General features: G+C 26.5%; 17 protein-coding genes and 1 tRNA gene. 13 read left to right on the plus strand and 5 right to left on the minus strand.

Annotation, left to right across the window (positions count from 1 at the left end):
- The 4 genes from LRB30_RS03405 to LRB30_RS03420 all read left to right on the plus strand — a co-directional run.
- Positions 1–420 (plus strand): CvpA family protein (locus LRB30_RS03405; RefSeq protein WP_231019356.1); only part of this gene is annotated, 420 nt, incomplete at its 5' end.
- 10 nt (positions 421–430) lie between these two features.
- Entirely contained in the window at positions 431–1,477 is a 1,047-nt protein-coding gene (locus LRB30_RS03410; protein WP_231014469.1) for a hypothetical protein, read from the plus strand.
- Positions 1,474–2,622 (plus strand): two-component system sensor histidine kinase NtrB, encoded by a 1,149-nt coding sequence (locus LRB30_RS03415; RefSeq protein ID WP_231014470.1) that lies wholly within the window; start codon positions 1,474–1,476, stop codon positions 2,620–2,622. The genes LRB30_RS03410 and LRB30_RS03415 overlap by 4 nt, the downstream gene beginning before the upstream one ends.
- Before the next feature lie 2 nt (positions 2,623–2,624).
- A complete protein-coding gene (locus LRB30_RS03420; protein ID WP_231019367.1) occupies positions 2,625–3,983 on the plus strand; it encodes a sigma-54-dependent transcriptional regulator in 1,359 nt (452 codons plus the stop codon).
- Between the two features lie 246 nt (positions 3,984–4,229).
- Here LRB30_RS03420 and LRB30_RS03425 read toward each other — a convergent pair whose 3' ends face one another.
- The gene (locus LRB30_RS03425; RefSeq protein ID WP_231019383.1) at positions 4,230–5,123 is read right to left on the minus strand and encodes a LysM peptidoglycan-binding domain-containing M23 family metallopeptidase; all 894 of its coding nucleotides are present in this window, start codon (positions 5,121–5,123) and stop codon (positions 4,230–4,232) included.
- 110 nt (positions 5,124–5,233) lie between these two features.
- Between LRB30_RS03425 and LRB30_RS03430 the strand changes: the two genes are divergently transcribed.
- Positions 5,234–5,563, plus strand: a complete 330-nt coding sequence (locus LRB30_RS03430) for a nucleoside triphosphate pyrophosphohydrolase family protein (protein WP_075552402.1) — start codon at positions 5,234–5,236, stop codon at positions 5,561–5,563.
- A 38-nt stretch (positions 5,564–5,601) separates the two neighbouring features.
- Entirely contained in the window at positions 5,602–6,459 is an 858-nt protein-coding gene (locus LRB30_RS03435) for a DUF368 domain-containing protein (protein ID WP_231014724.1), read from the plus strand.
- Positions 6,460–6,471: 12 nt separating this feature from the next.
- Here LRB30_RS03435 and LRB30_RS03440 read toward each other — a convergent pair.
- From LRB30_RS03440 to LRB30_RS03450, 3 genes are all read right to left on the minus strand, one after another.
- Positions 6,472–6,555: transfer RNA gene (locus LRB30_RS03440), tRNA-Leu, on the minus strand.
- A gap of 66 nt (positions 6,556–6,621) precedes the next feature.
- Positions 6,622–7,281 carry a hypothetical protein gene (locus tag LRB30_RS03445; RefSeq protein ID WP_231019489.1) on the minus strand — a complete coding sequence of 220 codons (660 nt, stop codon included), beginning with the start codon at positions 7,279–7,281 and terminating at the stop codon, positions 6,622–6,624.
- A gap of 46 nt (positions 7,282–7,327) precedes the next feature.
- Positions 7,328–7,924 carry an ATP-dependent Clp protease proteolytic subunit gene (locus tag LRB30_RS03450; protein WP_231014155.1) on the minus strand — a complete coding sequence of 199 codons (597 nt, stop codon included), beginning with the start codon at positions 7,922–7,924 and terminating at the stop codon, positions 7,328–7,330.
- 201 nt (positions 7,925–8,125) lie between these two features.
- Here LRB30_RS03450 and LRB30_RS03455 point away from each other — a divergent pair, with 201 nt between their 5' ends.
- The 6 genes from LRB30_RS03455 (at position 8,126) to LRB30_RS03480 (ending at position 14,560) form a co-directional block, all read left to right on the plus strand.
- Positions 8,126–9,193, plus strand: a complete 1,068-nt coding sequence (locus LRB30_RS03455; protein ID WP_231014154.1) for an NAD(P)/FAD-dependent oxidoreductase — start codon at positions 8,126–8,128, stop codon at positions 9,191–9,193.
- 191 nt (positions 9,194–9,384) lie between these two features.
- Positions 9,385–10,344, plus strand: a complete 960-nt coding sequence (locus LRB30_RS03460; protein WP_231014153.1) for a ribonuclease Z — start codon at positions 9,385–9,387, stop codon at positions 10,342–10,344.
- Between the two features lie 8 nt (positions 10,345–10,352).
- Positions 10,353–11,282 carry an ABC transporter ATP-binding protein gene (locus tag LRB30_RS03465; RefSeq protein ID WP_231014152.1) on the plus strand — a complete coding sequence of 310 codons (930 nt, stop codon included), beginning with the start codon at positions 10,353–10,355 and terminating at the stop codon, positions 11,280–11,282.
- Complete coding sequence (locus LRB30_RS03470; RefSeq protein WP_231014151.1) at positions 11,279–12,013, plus strand: ABC transporter permease; 735 nt, start codon at positions 11,279–11,281, stop codon at positions 12,011–12,013. Before LRB30_RS03465 ends, LRB30_RS03470 begins: the two co-directional genes overlap by 4 nt.
- Before the next feature lie 5 nt (positions 12,014–12,018).
- Positions 12,019–13,527: a GldG family protein gene (locus LRB30_RS03475; RefSeq protein WP_231014150.1), complete on the plus strand. Its 1,509-nt coding sequence runs from the start codon at positions 12,019–12,021 to the stop codon at positions 13,525–13,527.
- A 19-nt stretch (positions 13,528–13,546) separates the two neighbouring features.
- On the plus strand, positions 13,547–14,560 hold the full coding sequence (locus tag LRB30_RS03480) for a DUF4340 domain-containing protein (RefSeq protein ID WP_231019388.1): 1,014 nt from the start codon (positions 13,547–13,549) through the stop codon (positions 14,558–14,560).
- Between the two features lie 193 nt (positions 14,561–14,753).
- On the opposite strand, the gene LRB30_RS03485 is transcribed toward LRB30_RS03480, so the two are convergent.
- On the minus strand, positions 14,754–16,031 hold the full coding sequence (locus LRB30_RS03485) for a hypothetical protein (protein ID WP_231019391.1): 1,278 nt from the start codon (positions 16,029–16,031) through the stop codon (positions 14,754–14,756).
- 98 nt (positions 16,032–16,129) lie between these two features.
- Between LRB30_RS03485 and LRB30_RS03490 the strand changes: the two genes are divergently transcribed.
- On the plus strand, positions 16,130–16,588 hold the full coding sequence (locus LRB30_RS03490) for a septum formation initiator family protein (RefSeq protein ID WP_231014146.1): 459 nt from the start codon (positions 16,130–16,132) through the stop codon (positions 16,586–16,588).
- Positions 16,589–16,591 lie beyond the last annotated feature (3 nt).

Consider the following 16,591-nt stretch of genomic DNA (forward strand, 5'->3'; position numbering starts at 1 on the left):
TTAGGATTTAGAGGATTTTTAAGAGGATTTATTAAAGAAATTAGTGGATTTGCTGAAGTTTTTGTTTTAATACTACTGCTTTATAAAAAAACTGAAGAGTTTAGAAAACTGGTTGAACCTATTATTGAACTATCCTATATTCAAGCACTACTTGTATTTTTTCTGCTCATACATATAGGATTTTTAATCCTACAATCATTAATAGAATCAATAATAAGTCAACTCAAATTATTATTCTTCAATAGAATGCTAGGCTTAGTGCTTGGACTACTTGAAGCTTTTGGAATAATTGCAATCGTGGTTTACATAATACATTCACAACAAATATTTAAACCTGAATATTTCCTAAAAGAAAGCAAACTACTTGATTATTTAAATCCTGGAATAAACTATCTCTTTAAAATTTCAAAAACAAAATAAGGAGCCAAAAATGACAATGCTTCCAAAGATTGCTAAAGAGATAATAAACGAATATGATCAAAAAACATTGCCAAATGCGATTCTTTTACTAGGAGAAAAATTTTCATCAAAAAAGACTAGCGCAATTGAACTTGCAAAAAAAATATTAAACGTAAAAAACTTAACAAACCCTAATTTCCTTATTTTTATAAATCTTGACACAGTAGAAGCAAAAGCACATCTTTCTACAAACTCACAAAAGATAACAAATCAATACCTAGAATATATTAAAACTGTAATTTTTACCAAATGTTATTTCAGTAATGAAAAAAATTTAAAAAAAATAGAGAAAAATATCAACTACATTAATTCTGTTTATTATGAAAAAAAATACAATGAAAACATAAAAAATGAACTTATAAAAAATATAGAAAATATAAAAAAAGAATTAAATCATATTATTACTGTTTATGATGTAAAAAAAATTCAGACTTGGATTTTTTCTGAAAAAGAAAAACCAAAGGTAATCTACATAAACGAAATCGAAAATTTATCATTTAACGTGCACAACTCACTTTTAAAAATACTAGAAGAACCCCCTTCAAATATTTACTTTATCTTAACAGCAAGAAATAAAAACAAAATACCAAAAACAATACTTTCAAGACTTAGAATTTACAATTTCACAAAACCAGAAAGAAGCTTAGAAATTCAAAGATTTAAAGAAAGCTTTCTAATAAATAAAGACATAACAATTGAGGAGTATTTCGCTTCATTTTACAAAGAAGAAAGTAAAAAAATAAAAAAAGAGTTGACAAAAATTTTAAATATAATAAAAGAGAAAAAATCCATATTTAATCTTGAAGAAATCGACTTTATAAAAGATGATGAAAGCTTTAAAATATTTTTAAACGAGCTTCTAATTAACATTAGAAAAGATTTTTTAGAAAAAAAGATAAATATAAATCAATATCTCAAATACACGCAACATTTGAAAAATATTTACAAATATCGACCCTATAATCAAAATAAAAAATTAATAATAGAAAACTTGATGCTAAATTATGAGGAGATATGAACAACTTTTTCAAAAAAGCTTTAACAAAGCTAAACAAATTGTCTAATGAACAAAAAACTAAATTTATTGAACAAATTTACAAAAAAATAGAAATATATGACGGCATATTTGCATCAATTAATGAAGGAATCATTGTACTTGATAAGCAAAACAACATAATCTATTCAAACAAGATTTTATACCAAATTTTAGCTTTAACATCTAAATCAAAAATAGAAATTCTTGATGATCTTCAAATTCCAATCTTAATAAATTTAATAAAAGAATTAGTTAGAACAGAAGATAAAATAATAGGATTAGAAGTTCCAATCTCAAACAATATATATATTAAAATTTCATTTATGCCTTATGTAAAAGAAAAAAAACTTGAAGGCAACATTATTTTAATCGAAGACATTAAAGAGAAAAAAAGAAAAGAGGAGCTATTTAGAAGAGTTGAAGCTTTGGCCTCCTTTACAAGACATGCAAGAAATATTGCCCATGAAATCAAAAACCCGCTTGGAGCAATCGATATAAATTTACAACTGCTAAAAAAGGAAATTAAAAAACAAAAAATGAAAAATGGTAAAGCTGAAAATTATTTTAAAGTAATAAAAGAAGAAATAAATAGAGTAGATAAAATAGTAACAGAATTTTTATTAACTGTCAGGCCAATAAAAATCAACTTACAAGAAAAAGACATTAAACAAGTAATAGGCAGTGTATGTGAATTGTTAAATCCTGGATTAGAAAGCAAAAACATAAAACTATTGCTTAATTTAAACAAAATAAGCAATATTCTCATTGATGAGAAACTATTAAAACAAGTTATTATAAATATCGTTAAAAACGCAGAAGAAGCACTACTTGAAACAAAAAAAGAAATAAAAAAAATAGAAATTTTTCTCTTCGAAAAAGACAATAAAATACATATCAACATAAAAGATAATGGAAACGGAGTAAAAGATGAGGTAAAAGGAGAAATATTTAAACCTCAATTTAGCACAAAAGAAAAAGGAAGTGGAATAGGACTTACTATTTCTTATAAAATAATAAAAGAGCTTGGGGGTGAAATTTTTGTGGAAAGCAAAGAGTTCGAAGGCACTATTTTTACAATTACACTTCCTAAACTAAATAAAAAAAATATTTTAATTGAAGGGTATTAAAAATGAGCAAAATACTTGTAGCTGATGATGAAAAGAATATTAGAGAGGGAATTGCTACCTATCTTGAAGATGAAGGATATTTTGTTTTCACTGCTAGTGACGGAGAAGAAGCTCTTGAAACAATTGAAAATGAAAATCTTGATGTAATAATATCTGATCTGAGAATGCCTCAGATATCTGGAGAAAAATTGCTCAAAATAGTTAAAGAAAAAAACTTGGGAATACCTTTTATTATTTTAACAGCCCACGGAACAGTTGATTCTGCTGTAGATGCTATGAGAGAGGGTGCTTACGATTTTTTAACAAAGCCCTTAGACCTTGAAAGACTTTTACTAATAATAAAAAGATCACTAAATAAAAAAGAAAATAAAGATGATGAAAATACTAATTTAGAAAATATACTAATAAGAAAAGATTTAAAATATTATGAAAAAATCGTGGGAAAGTCACTATTAATGCAAAAAATTTTTGAACTTGTAATAAAAATAGCAAAATCAAATGCATCTGTTCTTATAACAGGCGAAAGCGGTGTTGGCAAAGAAATAATAGCAGATGCTATTTTTGATCTTTCAAATAGAAATGACAAACCATTTATAAAAGTAAATTGCGCTGCACTTTCTGAAAGCATTCTTGAGAGTGAACTTTTTGGTCATGAAAAAGGTGCATTCACTGGAGCAATTTCAAAAAAAAAAGGCAGATTTGAGCTTGCAAACAAAGGCACAATTTTTCTTGATGAAATAGCAGAAATTTCGCCCGAAATTCAAGTCAAACTTTTAAGAGTACTGCAAAACAAAACCTTTGAACGTGTTGGGGGAGAGACTACAATTAAAGTTGATATTAGGCTTCTGGCTGCAACAAACAAAAACATTGAAGAGGAAATTAAAAAGGAAAAATTTAGAGAAGATTTATTTTATAGATTAAATATTATTAATATAAACATACCACCTTTAAGAGAAAGAAAAGATGATATATCCTATTTAACAAACATACTAATAAAAGACGTAGCAAAGGAAAACAACAGAGAAGAAAAAACTCTTTCTAATGATGCAATGAAAGCTCTCTATTATTACGATTGGCCAGGAAATATTAGGGAATTAAAAAATGTACTTGAAAGCGCATTAATATTATCAAAAGGTAAACAAATCACTAAAGAAGATTTGCCAGCAAAAATCAAAAATAATGAAAATCTTGTATTTAAAATAACACTACCAATAGGAATTAGTCTAAAAGAAGCCGAAAAAGAAATAATAAAACAAACGCTTTTTCATTCTAAAAACAACAAGAGCAAATGCGCTGAAATACTAAAAATAGGAAGAAAAACTTTACACAATAAAATAATCGAATATAACATTGATCAATAAGATTTATTTTCAATTATTAAATTATAATAAATACAAAAAAATAATATCTTTTTAAATTAAATGTATTGTTTTGAAACCAAAAAATTTTTTAATGTCAATAATTATATTAAAATGAAACACTTTCTTTTTAAAATCTTGTCCAAAAAGTGTAAAAATATTTCTATCAAATAACTAATTATACACTATTATTTATTAATAATAAATACAATTTAATAATTAATATTGTATATTTAACTGGCCTTCAACCTAGCTTTTCTTTAAAACCCTTAAGGGATTAATGGGAACATTTTTTTTCAATATTTCAAAGTGTAAATGAGGCCCTGTTGAACGCCCTGTTTGTCCTACTCTGCCAAGCAATTCGCCCGATTTAACAAAATCTCCTATCTTTACAGAATATGAATTTAAATGTCCATAAAGAGATTTAATATTATTTTTATGCCCAACTACAACAAAATTACCATAAAGATCATTGTATCCAACTTTAATAACTATTCCCGAAGAAGAAGAATATACTTCCGTATTCATTGGAGCTGCAAGATCTATTCCTGTATGAAAACTTTTATTGCCAGTGAAAGGATCATTTCTAAATCCAAAATCAGAACTAACAATAAATTTTTTTAAAGGAAAAATAAAATTGGCATTTAAGAAAAAAAGTAACTCTGTGCCTGAAAAAAGTCCAAAATCTGGATTCTTAACAAAATCAAAAAAATAAAATTCATAAACTCTGTCGTTCCTTTTAACTTTTACCTTTTCAGCTTTAGTAAGATCCCTTGTTGCTAAAAGCAAATTATTAAACCTATAATCTTTACTATCAAAAACAAAAACTCCTTTTTTGTTAGGAATAAGAATCTCTTGTCCAACACTCAAAACAGGAGAATCTAATAAATTAACAGTAGCAATACTAGACTGCCATCCGTTTATTTTATTAGCAATTTTAAAAAAAGTATCTCCTTTTTTAACTTTGTCCAAATAAAAAAACAAAGGAATATGTTGTTTTTTGTTATATTTTAAAATTTTAATTTTAAGATCAGAAAAAATAGGATCTTTTCTTGAAAAACTTTTTATTTCTGGATAAGAAAAAATACAAATTATTTTTAAAAAAAAGAAAGCTACTTTAAATAACAAAAAAGTTTTACTCATACTACAAATTCTTTTACGATTAATTAATCAAATATAATAAAAAACATAAAAAAAATAAATCTTATTTGGACTTGCAAATAATAACAAACTGTAATAAACTGTCTCTCAATATGGAGCTAAACGAATACCAAGAAAGAGCAAAAAAAACTGCTAAATACAAAAATAAAAAAGAAGAATTAATTTTAACAACACTTGGCCTTGCTGGTGAAACTGGAGAAGTTGTTGAAAAAATAAAAAAATTGGGAAGAGATAAAAATTACATTATTGATGATGAGTATTTAATATCAATTAAAAAAGAACTTGGAGATGTATTATGGTACTTGTCAAGTTTAAGCAATAATCTAGGAATTACACTTGAAGATGTTGCCCTTACAAACCTAAAAAAAATACAAAAAAGACATGAAAATGGAACAATAAATGGCGAAGGCGATGACAGATAAGACATTTAAATTAAAAATATTCAAAGTCTAAAATAAAAATGCTTAATATTTATATCAAGGGAATTTTACTTGGAATTGCAAACATAATCCCGGGGGTTTCTGGGGGAACACTGGCTTTAATATTAAAAATTTATTACAAAATAATAGGCTCTATCTCAGAAATCTTAAAACTCACAGAAATTAAAAAAAATTTAATGTTTTTAATTATTTTAGCAACAGGAATGTTAACCTCAATATTATTAACTGCAAAAATATTTAAAACTTATGCTTTTGACAATGGAATAATAGAGGCACTGCTAATAGTATTTTTCATAGGATTAACATTTGGAAATATGCTAACACTAAAAGCAGACATATCCATAAAAGAAATAAATAATAATACAAAAATATTAAATAATTTATTGTTTTTTATTGGCATGACCATTGTTCTACTCTTCTTAATACTCAAAGAATCTAATATACAATTGCAAAGTACGATGCCTAAAGACAAAAACTCACCAAAATATTACTTATTATTGATATTCTCTGGAACAATAAGCGGAGCATCAATGATCTTGCCAGGAATCTCAGGATCTGCAATGCTTTTGCTACTTGGCTTTTATAAAGAAATAATACTTATTGTATCTGAATTTAACATTATTCTTATTACAATATTTGCAGCAGCTGCAACAATAGGAATAATTACATCAATATTAATAATAAAGAAAATAATAGATAATCACTTAAATAATTTTATTTATTTATCAAAAGGCTTAATTTTTGGATCAATTCTACAAATGATATTAATTGTATTAAAATTGAACTTTAAAATCAGCTCTACATCTTTTACATCCTTAGGAATATCATTTATACTGGGAATCTTTACAAACAAAAAAATATCTGAGAAATGTAAATAAAAAATTTTAAAATACCGAAGACCGGACTTGAACCGGTACGGAGTTTCCTCCTCAGGATTTTAAGTCCTGTGTGTCTACCAATTCCACCACTTCGGCATAGAATAATATAATAAATAATATTATATTACAATGTCAAGTTAAATAAAAAAATAAATATAAAACTCAATTAATAACTATCCTTTGAGGAAAATTCTCAATAACATAATTGCTATGCAAATAATCTAAAATTACAAACATAAATGAATATAAAGAAACCTTAGCAAAAAAACTAGAAAAAACTCTAAAATCAATTTTATTTGCTAACATTGAAATATCGTTTGAATCATTTATTAAGCTAAAAAATCCATTTTTGATTAATAAATCAAAAATAACAAATTCAGATTCATCTAAAATAAACATTAATTTATCCATTTGGGCTTTTAAATATAAAATTTGCTCACCAATTTGCAAACTAGTAAAACTTTTAATAAAATCCTTGCTTAAATTATAAATAACAATACCATAGTGATTATTTCCAAAATCAAAATCCACAAGCAATCCCAATTTTAAATCACAAGAATTTTGCATTACACTTAAAACTTTAATATTTATTTTGCGCCTAGAAAGAATACTAACAGAAAGGCCCCTGCCCTGATCAATAAAATAAGCATTCTTAAAAGTTCTAAATAAAACTCTATTATTAATTAAATCAAGCACATTTTTATTCTCAAGGTTCTTAATAATTATTAAATCAAAACTTTGATTTAGAATATTATAAGCAGAATTAAGTAACACTTGATAAGAATCATCATTCAAATTAAAATTTGCAACCTTAAGCTCCAAAACACTAAAATCTGTGCCTACAACATTACAGGAAAAAAATAAAACACTAAGCGAAAATAAACTCTTCAAGTTGATACTTTGTCTCAATAACTTCAAATACAAGTCCATACTTTTTTGCAGCACTACTGTCTAGCCAAAAATCTCTATCAGTATCCCTTTCTATTTTAGAAATTTTTTGACCTGTTTCTTTTGAAATAATATTATTAAGTTCTTTTTTAACTTTATTTAACTCATTAGTATAAATTTCAATATCTGTAGCAACTCCTTTAAATCCACTCAAGGGTTGGTGCAATAAATACCTAGCAAAGGGAAGCGAAAATCTATTTTCTAATTTTGCAGCCAAAAAAATTAAAGCAGCAGCGCTAGCAACAAGCCCTACTCCAACTGTAAAAACTTTAGGCTTAACAAAACGAATCATATTGAAAATAGCAAATCCAGCATCAATATCGCCCCCTTCTGAATCAATATACACAAATATGGGCTTTTTAAAATCCAAAGTCTCTAACAATAATATTTTTTCCTGAAAAAGCCTAGAAACATCCTTAGTAATCTCACCAGCAATAACTATTGATCTACTCTTTAAAACCAATTTCAATGATTTATCATGCAAATCACAAGCATCATTATCTTCTTTCCCGGTCATAAAACATCCCTTATACAAAAACATAATGATATATTATAATTGAAAATAAAAGGTTTTTAAATGATAAAAAAGCACAAAAATTAAACGATTATACTTAATTTCCAAAAAGCAAAAGACTAATAAATCTTTAATTGAACTTCATTAAAGTCAAAAAATACTCTAAATTTTACAAATTAAGTAAAATCTAAAAAGGAGTTTATAATGCATCATGAATTTGCAGTTATCGGGGGAGGAATAGCAGGAAGCACCATTACTTACGAATTGCTTAAAAGAAATAAAAAAGTAATTCTTTTTGATGATGAAGATACAAAAGCAACAATAGTAGCGGGCGGGCTTATTAATCCTATTATGGGCAGAAAAATGAATATTGCCTGGAAAGAACCACATATTTTTGAATTTGCAAAAAACTACTATCAAGAAATTGAAAAAACCATTAAATCTAACTTTTTTATAGAAAAAAATATCTTTAGACCCTTTACTACTGAAAACCAAAAAAATGAACTGATTAATAAACTTAAAAATGATAAAAACATAACAAAATTTATTTTAAAAATACAAGATAGAAAAATTTACAATTTTTCAAACGACTCTAACGGCGGAATGATAATACAAGGCGCCAGGATTAATACAAAAATCTATATAAAAAATATTAAAAAATATTTAATCAAAAAAAAATCATATATAAACAAAAATATAGACGAAAATAAAATTAAACTTAGAGAGAGCTTTTTCAAAATAGAGGATTTAAAATTTGAAAAATTAATATTTGCAAAAGGATATAAAGAAAAACTCAAAGGATTTTTTTCTTATCTCCCATTTGAGCCTGCAAAAGGTGAAATCATTATATTGGAATGCAAAAAATTGAATTTTAAAGAGATTTACAATAGACATGCATCTTTAATTCACTTAAAAGGCAATAAATTTTACCTTGGAGGAACTTACGAATGGAACACTTGGGATACACTTACAAATGAATGGGCAAAATTAGAATTATTAGAAAAATTTAAAAAAATAACAAATCTAAAATGCAAAGTCATCAGCCAAAAAGCCCACATAAGACCTTCAACCCTTGACAGAGAGCCTTTTTTAGGAGAACACCCCAAGTATAAAAATATCTTCATATTAAATGGCTTTGGAACAAGAGGTATATCAATGGCGCCATACTTATCCAATTTATTAGTTAATAATATTGAAAAAATTGACAAAATTCCAAATCATTACAATATTAAAAGATATGAAAAATATTATAGTATTTTGGATAATTGTTAAAATCAAAATTTTTAAATCCATACTGGCAAACAATTGTATTTCTTAATATTTCTAAATTCAAGAAAAAATAATATAATATTTAAGTTGAGCTAAAATAATTCTTATCCAAAGAGAAACTAGAAAGTGATGCAAAATTTAACAAAGCAATTAAAATTGGTTAATACTTTCAGAACAAACCGGGAGAATAATCTTTGGGATTCAATATTAACATTATAGGAACTGGAGGAACAAGACCACTCCATAATAGATATTTGTCGTCTGTACTCATCGAATACAATGGGGACAATTTTTTATTCGACTGTGGAGAAGGAACTCAAATGTCTTTAAGAAAACAAAAAATATCTTGGCAAAAAATAAAAATGATTTGTATTACTCATTTACATGCTGATCACATCACAGGACTACTCGGAATAGTGATGCTAATGTCACAAAGTGGAGAAACAAGAAAAGACCCATTAATAATCGCTGGACCTGTTGGAATAAAAAACTATACAAAAGCCAATATAGATATGCTTAAAATATATAAAAACTATGAAATAATTTATAAAGAAATAATAATAGATAAAACCGAAAAAATAATATATGAGGATAAAACAAAAAAAATTGAATACACCAAGCTAAAACACTCAATAGAATGTGTTGGATATTTATTTATAGAAAAAGATAAACCCGGCAAATTCAGTACAGAAAAAGCAGAAGAGTTAAATATTCCCAAAGGACCTATTAGAAAAGCCCTACAAGATGGAAAAGAAATATTGGTAAACGGGAAAATTATAAAGCCATCAGAAATACTTGGAAAATCTAAAAAAGGACTAAAAGTTGCATACATTACAGATACTGGTTATTTTAAAGAACTCATACAGCAAATCAAAAATTTTAACCTTGTAATAATTGAAAGCACATTTAAAAATGAACTAAAAAAAGAAGCAGATAAAAAACTTCACTTAACAGCTGGTGGGGCTGCAAATATTGTAAAGCAAGCAAAAGTTTTACAAACAGGACTTATCCATTTTAGTGAAAGATATACATTAAGAAAAGATCTTGAAAATTTACTAAAGGAGGCAAAATTGGAATATCCAGACGGAGAAATTTTTTTAACAAGAGATGGAATGAGACTTGAAGCAAACAAAAATAACTTTATTATTAAATAGGAGGGTATATGATAAATGTAGAAAAAGTTACTAAAATGTATGGGCCATTTACAGCACTATTTAATGTTAGCTTTAAGGTTGAAAAAGGCGAAGTACTTGGTATACTTGGTCCAAACGGAGCCGGAAAGTCCACATTAATCAAAATCTTAACATCATTTCATTATCCAAGCAAAGGTAATGTAAAAATTTTCGGAAAAGACATTGTAGAGCATTCAAAAGAAATACTACAACAAATAGGATATGTTCCTGAAAAACTAGCTCTTTATCCAGAGCTTTCTGTAAAGGAATATTTAAGGTTTATATCAGAAATAAAAGGTGTTAAAAAATTTAAAAAAGAAATTGATAGAGTAATAAACATATTCAAATTAAAAGAAGTTGAAGATAAGCTGATTTCTCAACTTTCAAAAGGATTTAGACAAAGAGTAGGAATAGCTGGCGCTTTAATAAACAATCCTAAACTTGTAATACTTGATGAACCAACAAATGGTCTTGATCCAAATCAAATAATTGAATTTAAAGAATTTTTAAGAGAGCTTGCAAAAGAAAGTACAATATTATTCTCTTCACACATACTAAGCGAAGTAGAATCTATTTGTAAAAGAATAATTATTGTCAACAATGGAGTAATTGTTGCTGATGATACAAAAGAAAATATTATTAAAAATAAGCTTAAAGAGATTGAAATAGAATTAATAGCTTTAAAAAAATCTGAAAATGATAAAAAAATTTTCAACAGCAAAAATGATATTTTCACATTAATAAAACTTGAAGAACATGAAAAAGACTTAAATATTTCATTAAAACTATCTCAAGGCAAAACAGAAGAAGATCTCTTTAGCTACATCGTAAAAAACAATATAATCTTAAAAGCAATGATCCCAAAACATGAAAGCCTTGAAAAGATATTTAGCAAATTAACCAAGGAGAGAGAAAAATGAAAATAGATTTAAAGCAATCTTTATCGCTTTCTAAAAAAGAACTAAAAATATTGTTTGGAACTCCAACTGCATACGTTGTGATGCTATTTTTTTTAATATTCATAAACTTTTCATTTATTTTTTTATCAGGATTTTTCATTAAAGACAATGCATCTCTTACTTCTTATTTCTCTTCAATGCCTATTATTTTAATGTTAGTACTGCCAGCACTTAGCATGGGGGTATTCTCAGAAGAACACAAAACAGGAAGCATTGAGCTTCTTTATGCTTTGCCGCTAAGTCCTCAAGAGATAGTTTTGGGTAAATTTATTATGCTTAAAATATTTACCTTAATATTATTCTCACTTACCCTACCCCTTACAATAATGACAATTTTCATGGGCGAATTTGATCTTGGAATAATATTGCTTCAATATCTAGGAATAATTCTTTATTCTCTTTCCGTGCTAAGTATGGGAACATTCATATCCTCTATTACAAAAAGCCAAACAGTCTCTTACATTCTAACTGTATTTACACTGATATTAATACTATTTTCTGGAAAATTGGTTATGATCTTTGGAAAAGAAAATATAATAGGAGAAATGCTTAATTTTATTTCAATAACTAATCACTTTAGCTATTTTAATATGGGCATATTAAACTTATCAGACTTTATTTATTTTATTACATTCACAATCACATTCCTAATACTAAGCACACACAGCATAACACTAAAAAAATGGAGATAAATTTTATGAAAAATAAAGAAAATGAAGTTTTAAACCTAACTTTGAACCTTACAATAATCTTTTTGATTTTTTGTAATATATCTATTTTCATTTTTAAAATAGACTTTACAAAACACAAAGCTTTTACAATATCTAAAGTTACAAAAAATTTGTTCTCAAGTGCAAATGAAACAATATATATTACATATTACAATTCAGGAAGCCTTGAAAATTATTTTGCTTTTCCAAACCAAATAAAAAATTTTTTAATAAGTTTTTCTGATGCTTCAAAAGGCAAGGTAATTTATAAAGAAATTGACGCTGATAAAATTTCAACACCATTAGAGCATATTGGCATTCCTTCTCAGCAAATAGACTTAAGAGATATTAATCAGCTCTCAATACTCAAAATATACTCAGGAATTGAGATTATTTACGAGGGCAAAAGAGAAGTACTACCGGTTGTAACAGAAATCAGTAATTTAGAATATGACCTTGCAAATGGACTTGACAAGCTAATAAACAATACCAAAAAAGTTTTAGGACTTGCTTTTGGAGACAGCACTTTAAAAGAAGCACATAAAAACTTTTCCGAAATAATGAAAAAAGCATTTGGAATTGAAATAAAAGAAATAGATTTAAAAAATGAAAAATTAGAAGACATTAGAAAAGATATAAATGGACTATTCATCATTGGCGCTAAAGAAATTGATGAAGAAATTGCAAAAAAAATTGACGATTTTATTGTTAATGATGGAAAAATATTTGTTGCAACAAGCACAATTGACTACAATCCTCAAAATCCATATGGCATAACGCCTATTAAATCCAGTCTATTTGATCTATTTGAAAATTATGGCATAAAATACAACGATAATATTATTCTTGATAAAAGAGCGCCCACAATCTTTTTGGGTGGCAATTTCCAAACTTACTATCCATGGATCTTAATAGACAAAAGCAATATTGTAAAAGAAGACATGCCATTACTTAAAAATTTTTATACCGCTACAATTCCTTGGAGCAGCTCATTAGAGCTTATAAAAAAAGATGAAGCAGAAGTAAAATTTTTACCTCTATTTGCAAGTTCCAAACAATCATGGCAAGTTAAAGAACCCAACCTTTCAAACATATCTTTGAATGCATTTGAAGTTCCAAATAAATTCGAAGAGAATAAAATTAAAATACTAGGATATGCAATTGAAGGAAAAATTAAAAGTCCTTATAAAGATCAATATTCCAAAAATTCTAAAATAATCCTAACAGGATCAAGCATGATATTTAGTGATTATATGTACAACGGTTCTCCATCAAACTTTGAACTATCAGGAAGAATTTCGGATTATTTAATGCAAAAGGAAGAATTTTTTAATATTAAGTCCAGAGAAGTACGAGCTAAATTAAAATTTGCAAGCTCTTCAAACGAAATAGTCAATGCAAAGTTTTCATTAATAATTGTTAACTTAATTATTCTTCCAACAATAATATTAATATTTGGACTTGTTAGATTTACTAGAAAAAGAAAGGCAAATTAATAAGAAGAAAGGAGCGTTTATGACAAAACCAAAAATATTCTCAATCAATAAAGAAAAAATCAAAATATTGATAATAGTGATGCTAACATCTACATTCTTATTGGGAATAATTTTTTCAAATGAAAATAAAGTAGCAAGGATCCTGGAAGAAAAATTTTTTGATTTTGACTTTAATTTAATTTCTAAAATTGAAACAGAACACGAAGGAACGCTAACAAAACTTGAAAAAGATTGGATACTAACATATAACAAGCAAAATATTCCTGTTGACAACAAAAAAGTTAACTCTCTAATCAAAACATTAGAAGAGCTTGAAAAAAATAAGCTCGTAAGTAGAGATCAAAAAAAACACAAAGAACTAGGAATTGGGAAAAATCCAAGTTTTAAATTATTTGACAATAACAATAAGCTATTAACAGAAATTTTTGTTGGAAAATCAGGAGAAGGCGATTCAAGACTGGCATACATTAAAGGCAGTGACAAAAATGTTTACTTAACAAAAAACATTTTCTTATCATATAAAGGAAATTCTTACAATACATTTTCAGATACTACATTGTTCCAAGAAAAAAACACAAAATTAGAAAATTTATCATTCAAAATAATAAGAAAATTAAACAAGGAAAATGAAAACAATATAAACAATAACTATGAAATTATCACTAAAGATGGCCTTTATTTTTTAAATAACCAAAAAATAACAAAGGAAAGGCCTTTAAATATTATTGCCGAATTTAAAGCTGATGGACTTGAAATTGATAAATCCAAAATAGATGACTATATTCTTCAATACAAAATTGAAATCAAATGGAGCAATAAAAGTGTCAATAATATTGAAGTTTATTTTAATAAAAACGAAGAAAATGACAAAGACATATTAATCAAAAAAGATAAAGATGAATATTACTACATGACTAGCAAATGGACTTTTTTTGACGTATTTAACCTAGAAAAAAAATTAATGGAAAAAGACAATATTTCTAGCAATGATAATCAAGAAAATCATCATGAACATCACAGCAATGCAGATTAATCTTGCTATATATAAAAATAAATATAATCAAAATGTAACCATGACAAAGACAACATTTTATCAAAAGATAAGATGTTGTTTGGATTTACTCATAATATCTTTTAAATTAAAATCAATATCAAACAAGCCGCTCAGTTATCAAAAATTAATTTAAGAATTTTTACAAAAAAAAAGAATTTAAATGAATGGATTTTTAACCTTTAGTAAGTAAAAATTTAACTTTTTTTAAAACTTCATATTCTTGTTTAATTTTAAACATATTTCTATTAGGATTTAATTCAAGTTCACTTTCTACCCTATCAATAAAATTTATTAATATGGCTTTTTCATCGCTATTTAGCACAACATTGCTTAAAGATTCTTCAGCATTAAATTTACCCACAACCTTTTCAACATCATTAAAATTAAAACCAGAAAGCAAAGAGTCCTTAGTTATGTTTTTAGAGCTAGGCTTTTCATAATTAGCAACATCATTGCTTTGGTCTTGATCTGCTCTACTTCTAAAATTATCATGCAAATTTTTTTCTTCAGCATTAGAAAAAGGGTCCTCGGCAACTTTAGAATCTAGGTCCTCTTTTAAAATATTTTCAAAATCATCAAATTCTTTTAGCTCAAAACATTCACCAGAGCTTTTAAGCGTGACAAAATTACCACCATTTCCATGCTCAATGCTTTCATTCCCATCAACTAAATTTAAACTCTGTGTATTATCTACGCTCTCCAATTTTCCAGAGCTATCACAATTGGCAATGGAGTGGGTATCTTCTCCACTCACTTTATGTTCTGCTAAAGGACTATTATTTAAATTTTTATTAACAGAATCTAAATTTTTATCTGCCCCTGTAACAAAATTTTCCAATTTTTCACCGTGATCGTTATTATTATTTAACTCCATATTTCCCATGGACACATTACAACTGCCAACATTAATACCTTCAATATCTTCTTTTTTAAGAATATTATTAGAAAAATTATCAGCCACATTCAAATTGTTATTCAAATTCAAATCTTTATCTCTATTAAATTCAACATCATTCTGAACTTCTTCATTTTCTTTTGGAGCATAATTGATACCCTCAAGCAGTGCATCTAATTCTTCTTGACCAATAGAAATATTAGGCAAATTATCTTCTTTTTTGGAAAATGAATCATCCGTATCGGATGACTTTTTTTCAAAATCCCTCGAATCATAAGAAATAAAATCTCTTTGAACAGGCTTAAGACTATTATCAAGCATTTCTTTTTCAACTCTCTCAACACGAAGCTCAACACCCTTTAAACAATTAATCAACTCACCATGCCTTTCTTTTAATATGTTATCGAGCTTTAACAGCTTTTCATCTAAAAAAGTTTTAAGGTCATCTGGAGCTATAGAAACAATATCAACAGACTCACTTCTTAAAAATACCTTTTCAATATCAAAATTAACTTCCTTGGGACCTTCTTTGATAAAAAAAATACTTTCCTTCATGCCAAACTTGCTCTCCAAAACTACTCAATAGAACTACAATCTAAACCAACTTTAACTACTTGTAAATATAGTATATTAAGAATATAATTACAAGCTATATGACTATTTATAAGAAAATTGCAATGTCTTTTTACTCGGGAATACTAAGCTATTTCATAATAGCTCCCATATTTGGAGAGAGAGGATTTGTTAATTATCAAAAATTGGATAACAACTTAACATTAATAAAAAATCATATCGAAAAACTAAAAGAAATTCAAAAAGAATTAAAAGCAAGATATATTAACCTACAAGTATCTAAATCGGAAATTCTAAAAGAAGCTAAAAAATTGGGTTACTACCCAAAAAACTCAACAGTAATAAAAATCAACAACAATAAAGATCAATATAATCAAGGGCAAATATTAATCTTACAAAAACCCCCTGCCAAGAATCAAAATTTTTACCTTATATCAATAGCAATAGGTTTAATTTATTATTTTCTATCAAGCTGCATTATCCAAACCAAAAAAATTATAAAAATCAATAAACTTGCTTCCAAAAGCTCTAAGGGTTAGTCT

Source organism: Borreliella americana (assembly GCF_021043605.1).
Classification (GTDB): Bacteria; Spirochaetota; Spirochaetia; order Borreliales; family Borreliaceae; genus Borreliella; species Borreliella americana.

Bases quoted from the DNA above. Each gene is read 5' to 3' on its own strand.
- LRB30_RS03410 (WP_231014469.1), top strand. From the start codon at position 431: ATGACAATGCTTCCAAAGATTGCTAAAGAGATAATAAACGAATATGAT.
- LRB30_RS03480 (WP_231019388.1), top strand. From the start codon at position 13,547: ATGACAAAACCAAAAATATTCTCAATCAATAAAGAAAAAATCAAAATA.
- LRB30_RS03420 (WP_231019367.1), top strand. From the start codon at position 2,625: ATGAGCAAAATACTTGTAGCTGATGATGAAAAGAATATTAGAGAGGGA.
- LRB30_RS03465 (WP_231014152.1), top strand. From the start codon at position 10,353: ATGATAAATGTAGAAAAAGTTACTAAAATGTATGGGCCATTTACAGCA.
- LRB30_RS03455 (WP_231014154.1), top strand. From the start codon at position 8,126: ATGCATCATGAATTTGCAGTTATCGGGGGAGGAATAGCAGGAAGCACC.
- LRB30_RS03485 (WP_231019391.1), bottom strand. From the start codon at position 16,031: ATGAAGGAAAGTATTTTTTTTATCAAAGAAGGTCCCAAGGAAGTTAAT.
- LRB30_RS03475 (WP_231014150.1), top strand. From the start codon at position 12,019: ATGAAAAATAAAGAAAATGAAGTTTTAAACCTAACTTTGAACCTTACA.
- LRB30_RS03450 (WP_231014155.1), bottom strand. From the start codon at position 7,924: ATGACCGGGAAAGAAGATAATGATGCTTGTGATTTGCATGATAAATCA.
- LRB30_RS03425 (WP_231019383.1), bottom strand. From the start codon at position 5,123: ATGAGTAAAACTTTTTTGTTATTTAAAGTAGCTTTCTTTTTTTTAAAA.
- LRB30_RS03415 (WP_231014470.1), top strand. From the start codon at position 1,474: ATGAACAACTTTTTCAAAAAAGCTTTAACAAAGCTAAACAAATTGTCT.
- LRB30_RS03490 (WP_231014146.1), top strand. From the start codon at position 16,130: ATGACTATTTATAAGAAAATTGCAATGTCTTTTTACTCGGGAATACTA.
- LRB30_RS03430 (WP_075552402.1), top strand. From the start codon at position 5,234: ATGGAGCTAAACGAATACCAAGAAAGAGCAAAAAAAACTGCTAAATAC.
- LRB30_RS03435 (WP_231014724.1), top strand. From the start codon at position 5,602: ATGCTTAATATTTATATCAAGGGAATTTTACTTGGAATTGCAAACATA.
- LRB30_RS03470 (WP_231014151.1), top strand. From the start codon at position 11,279: ATGAAAATAGATTTAAAGCAATCTTTATCGCTTTCTAAAAAAGAACTA.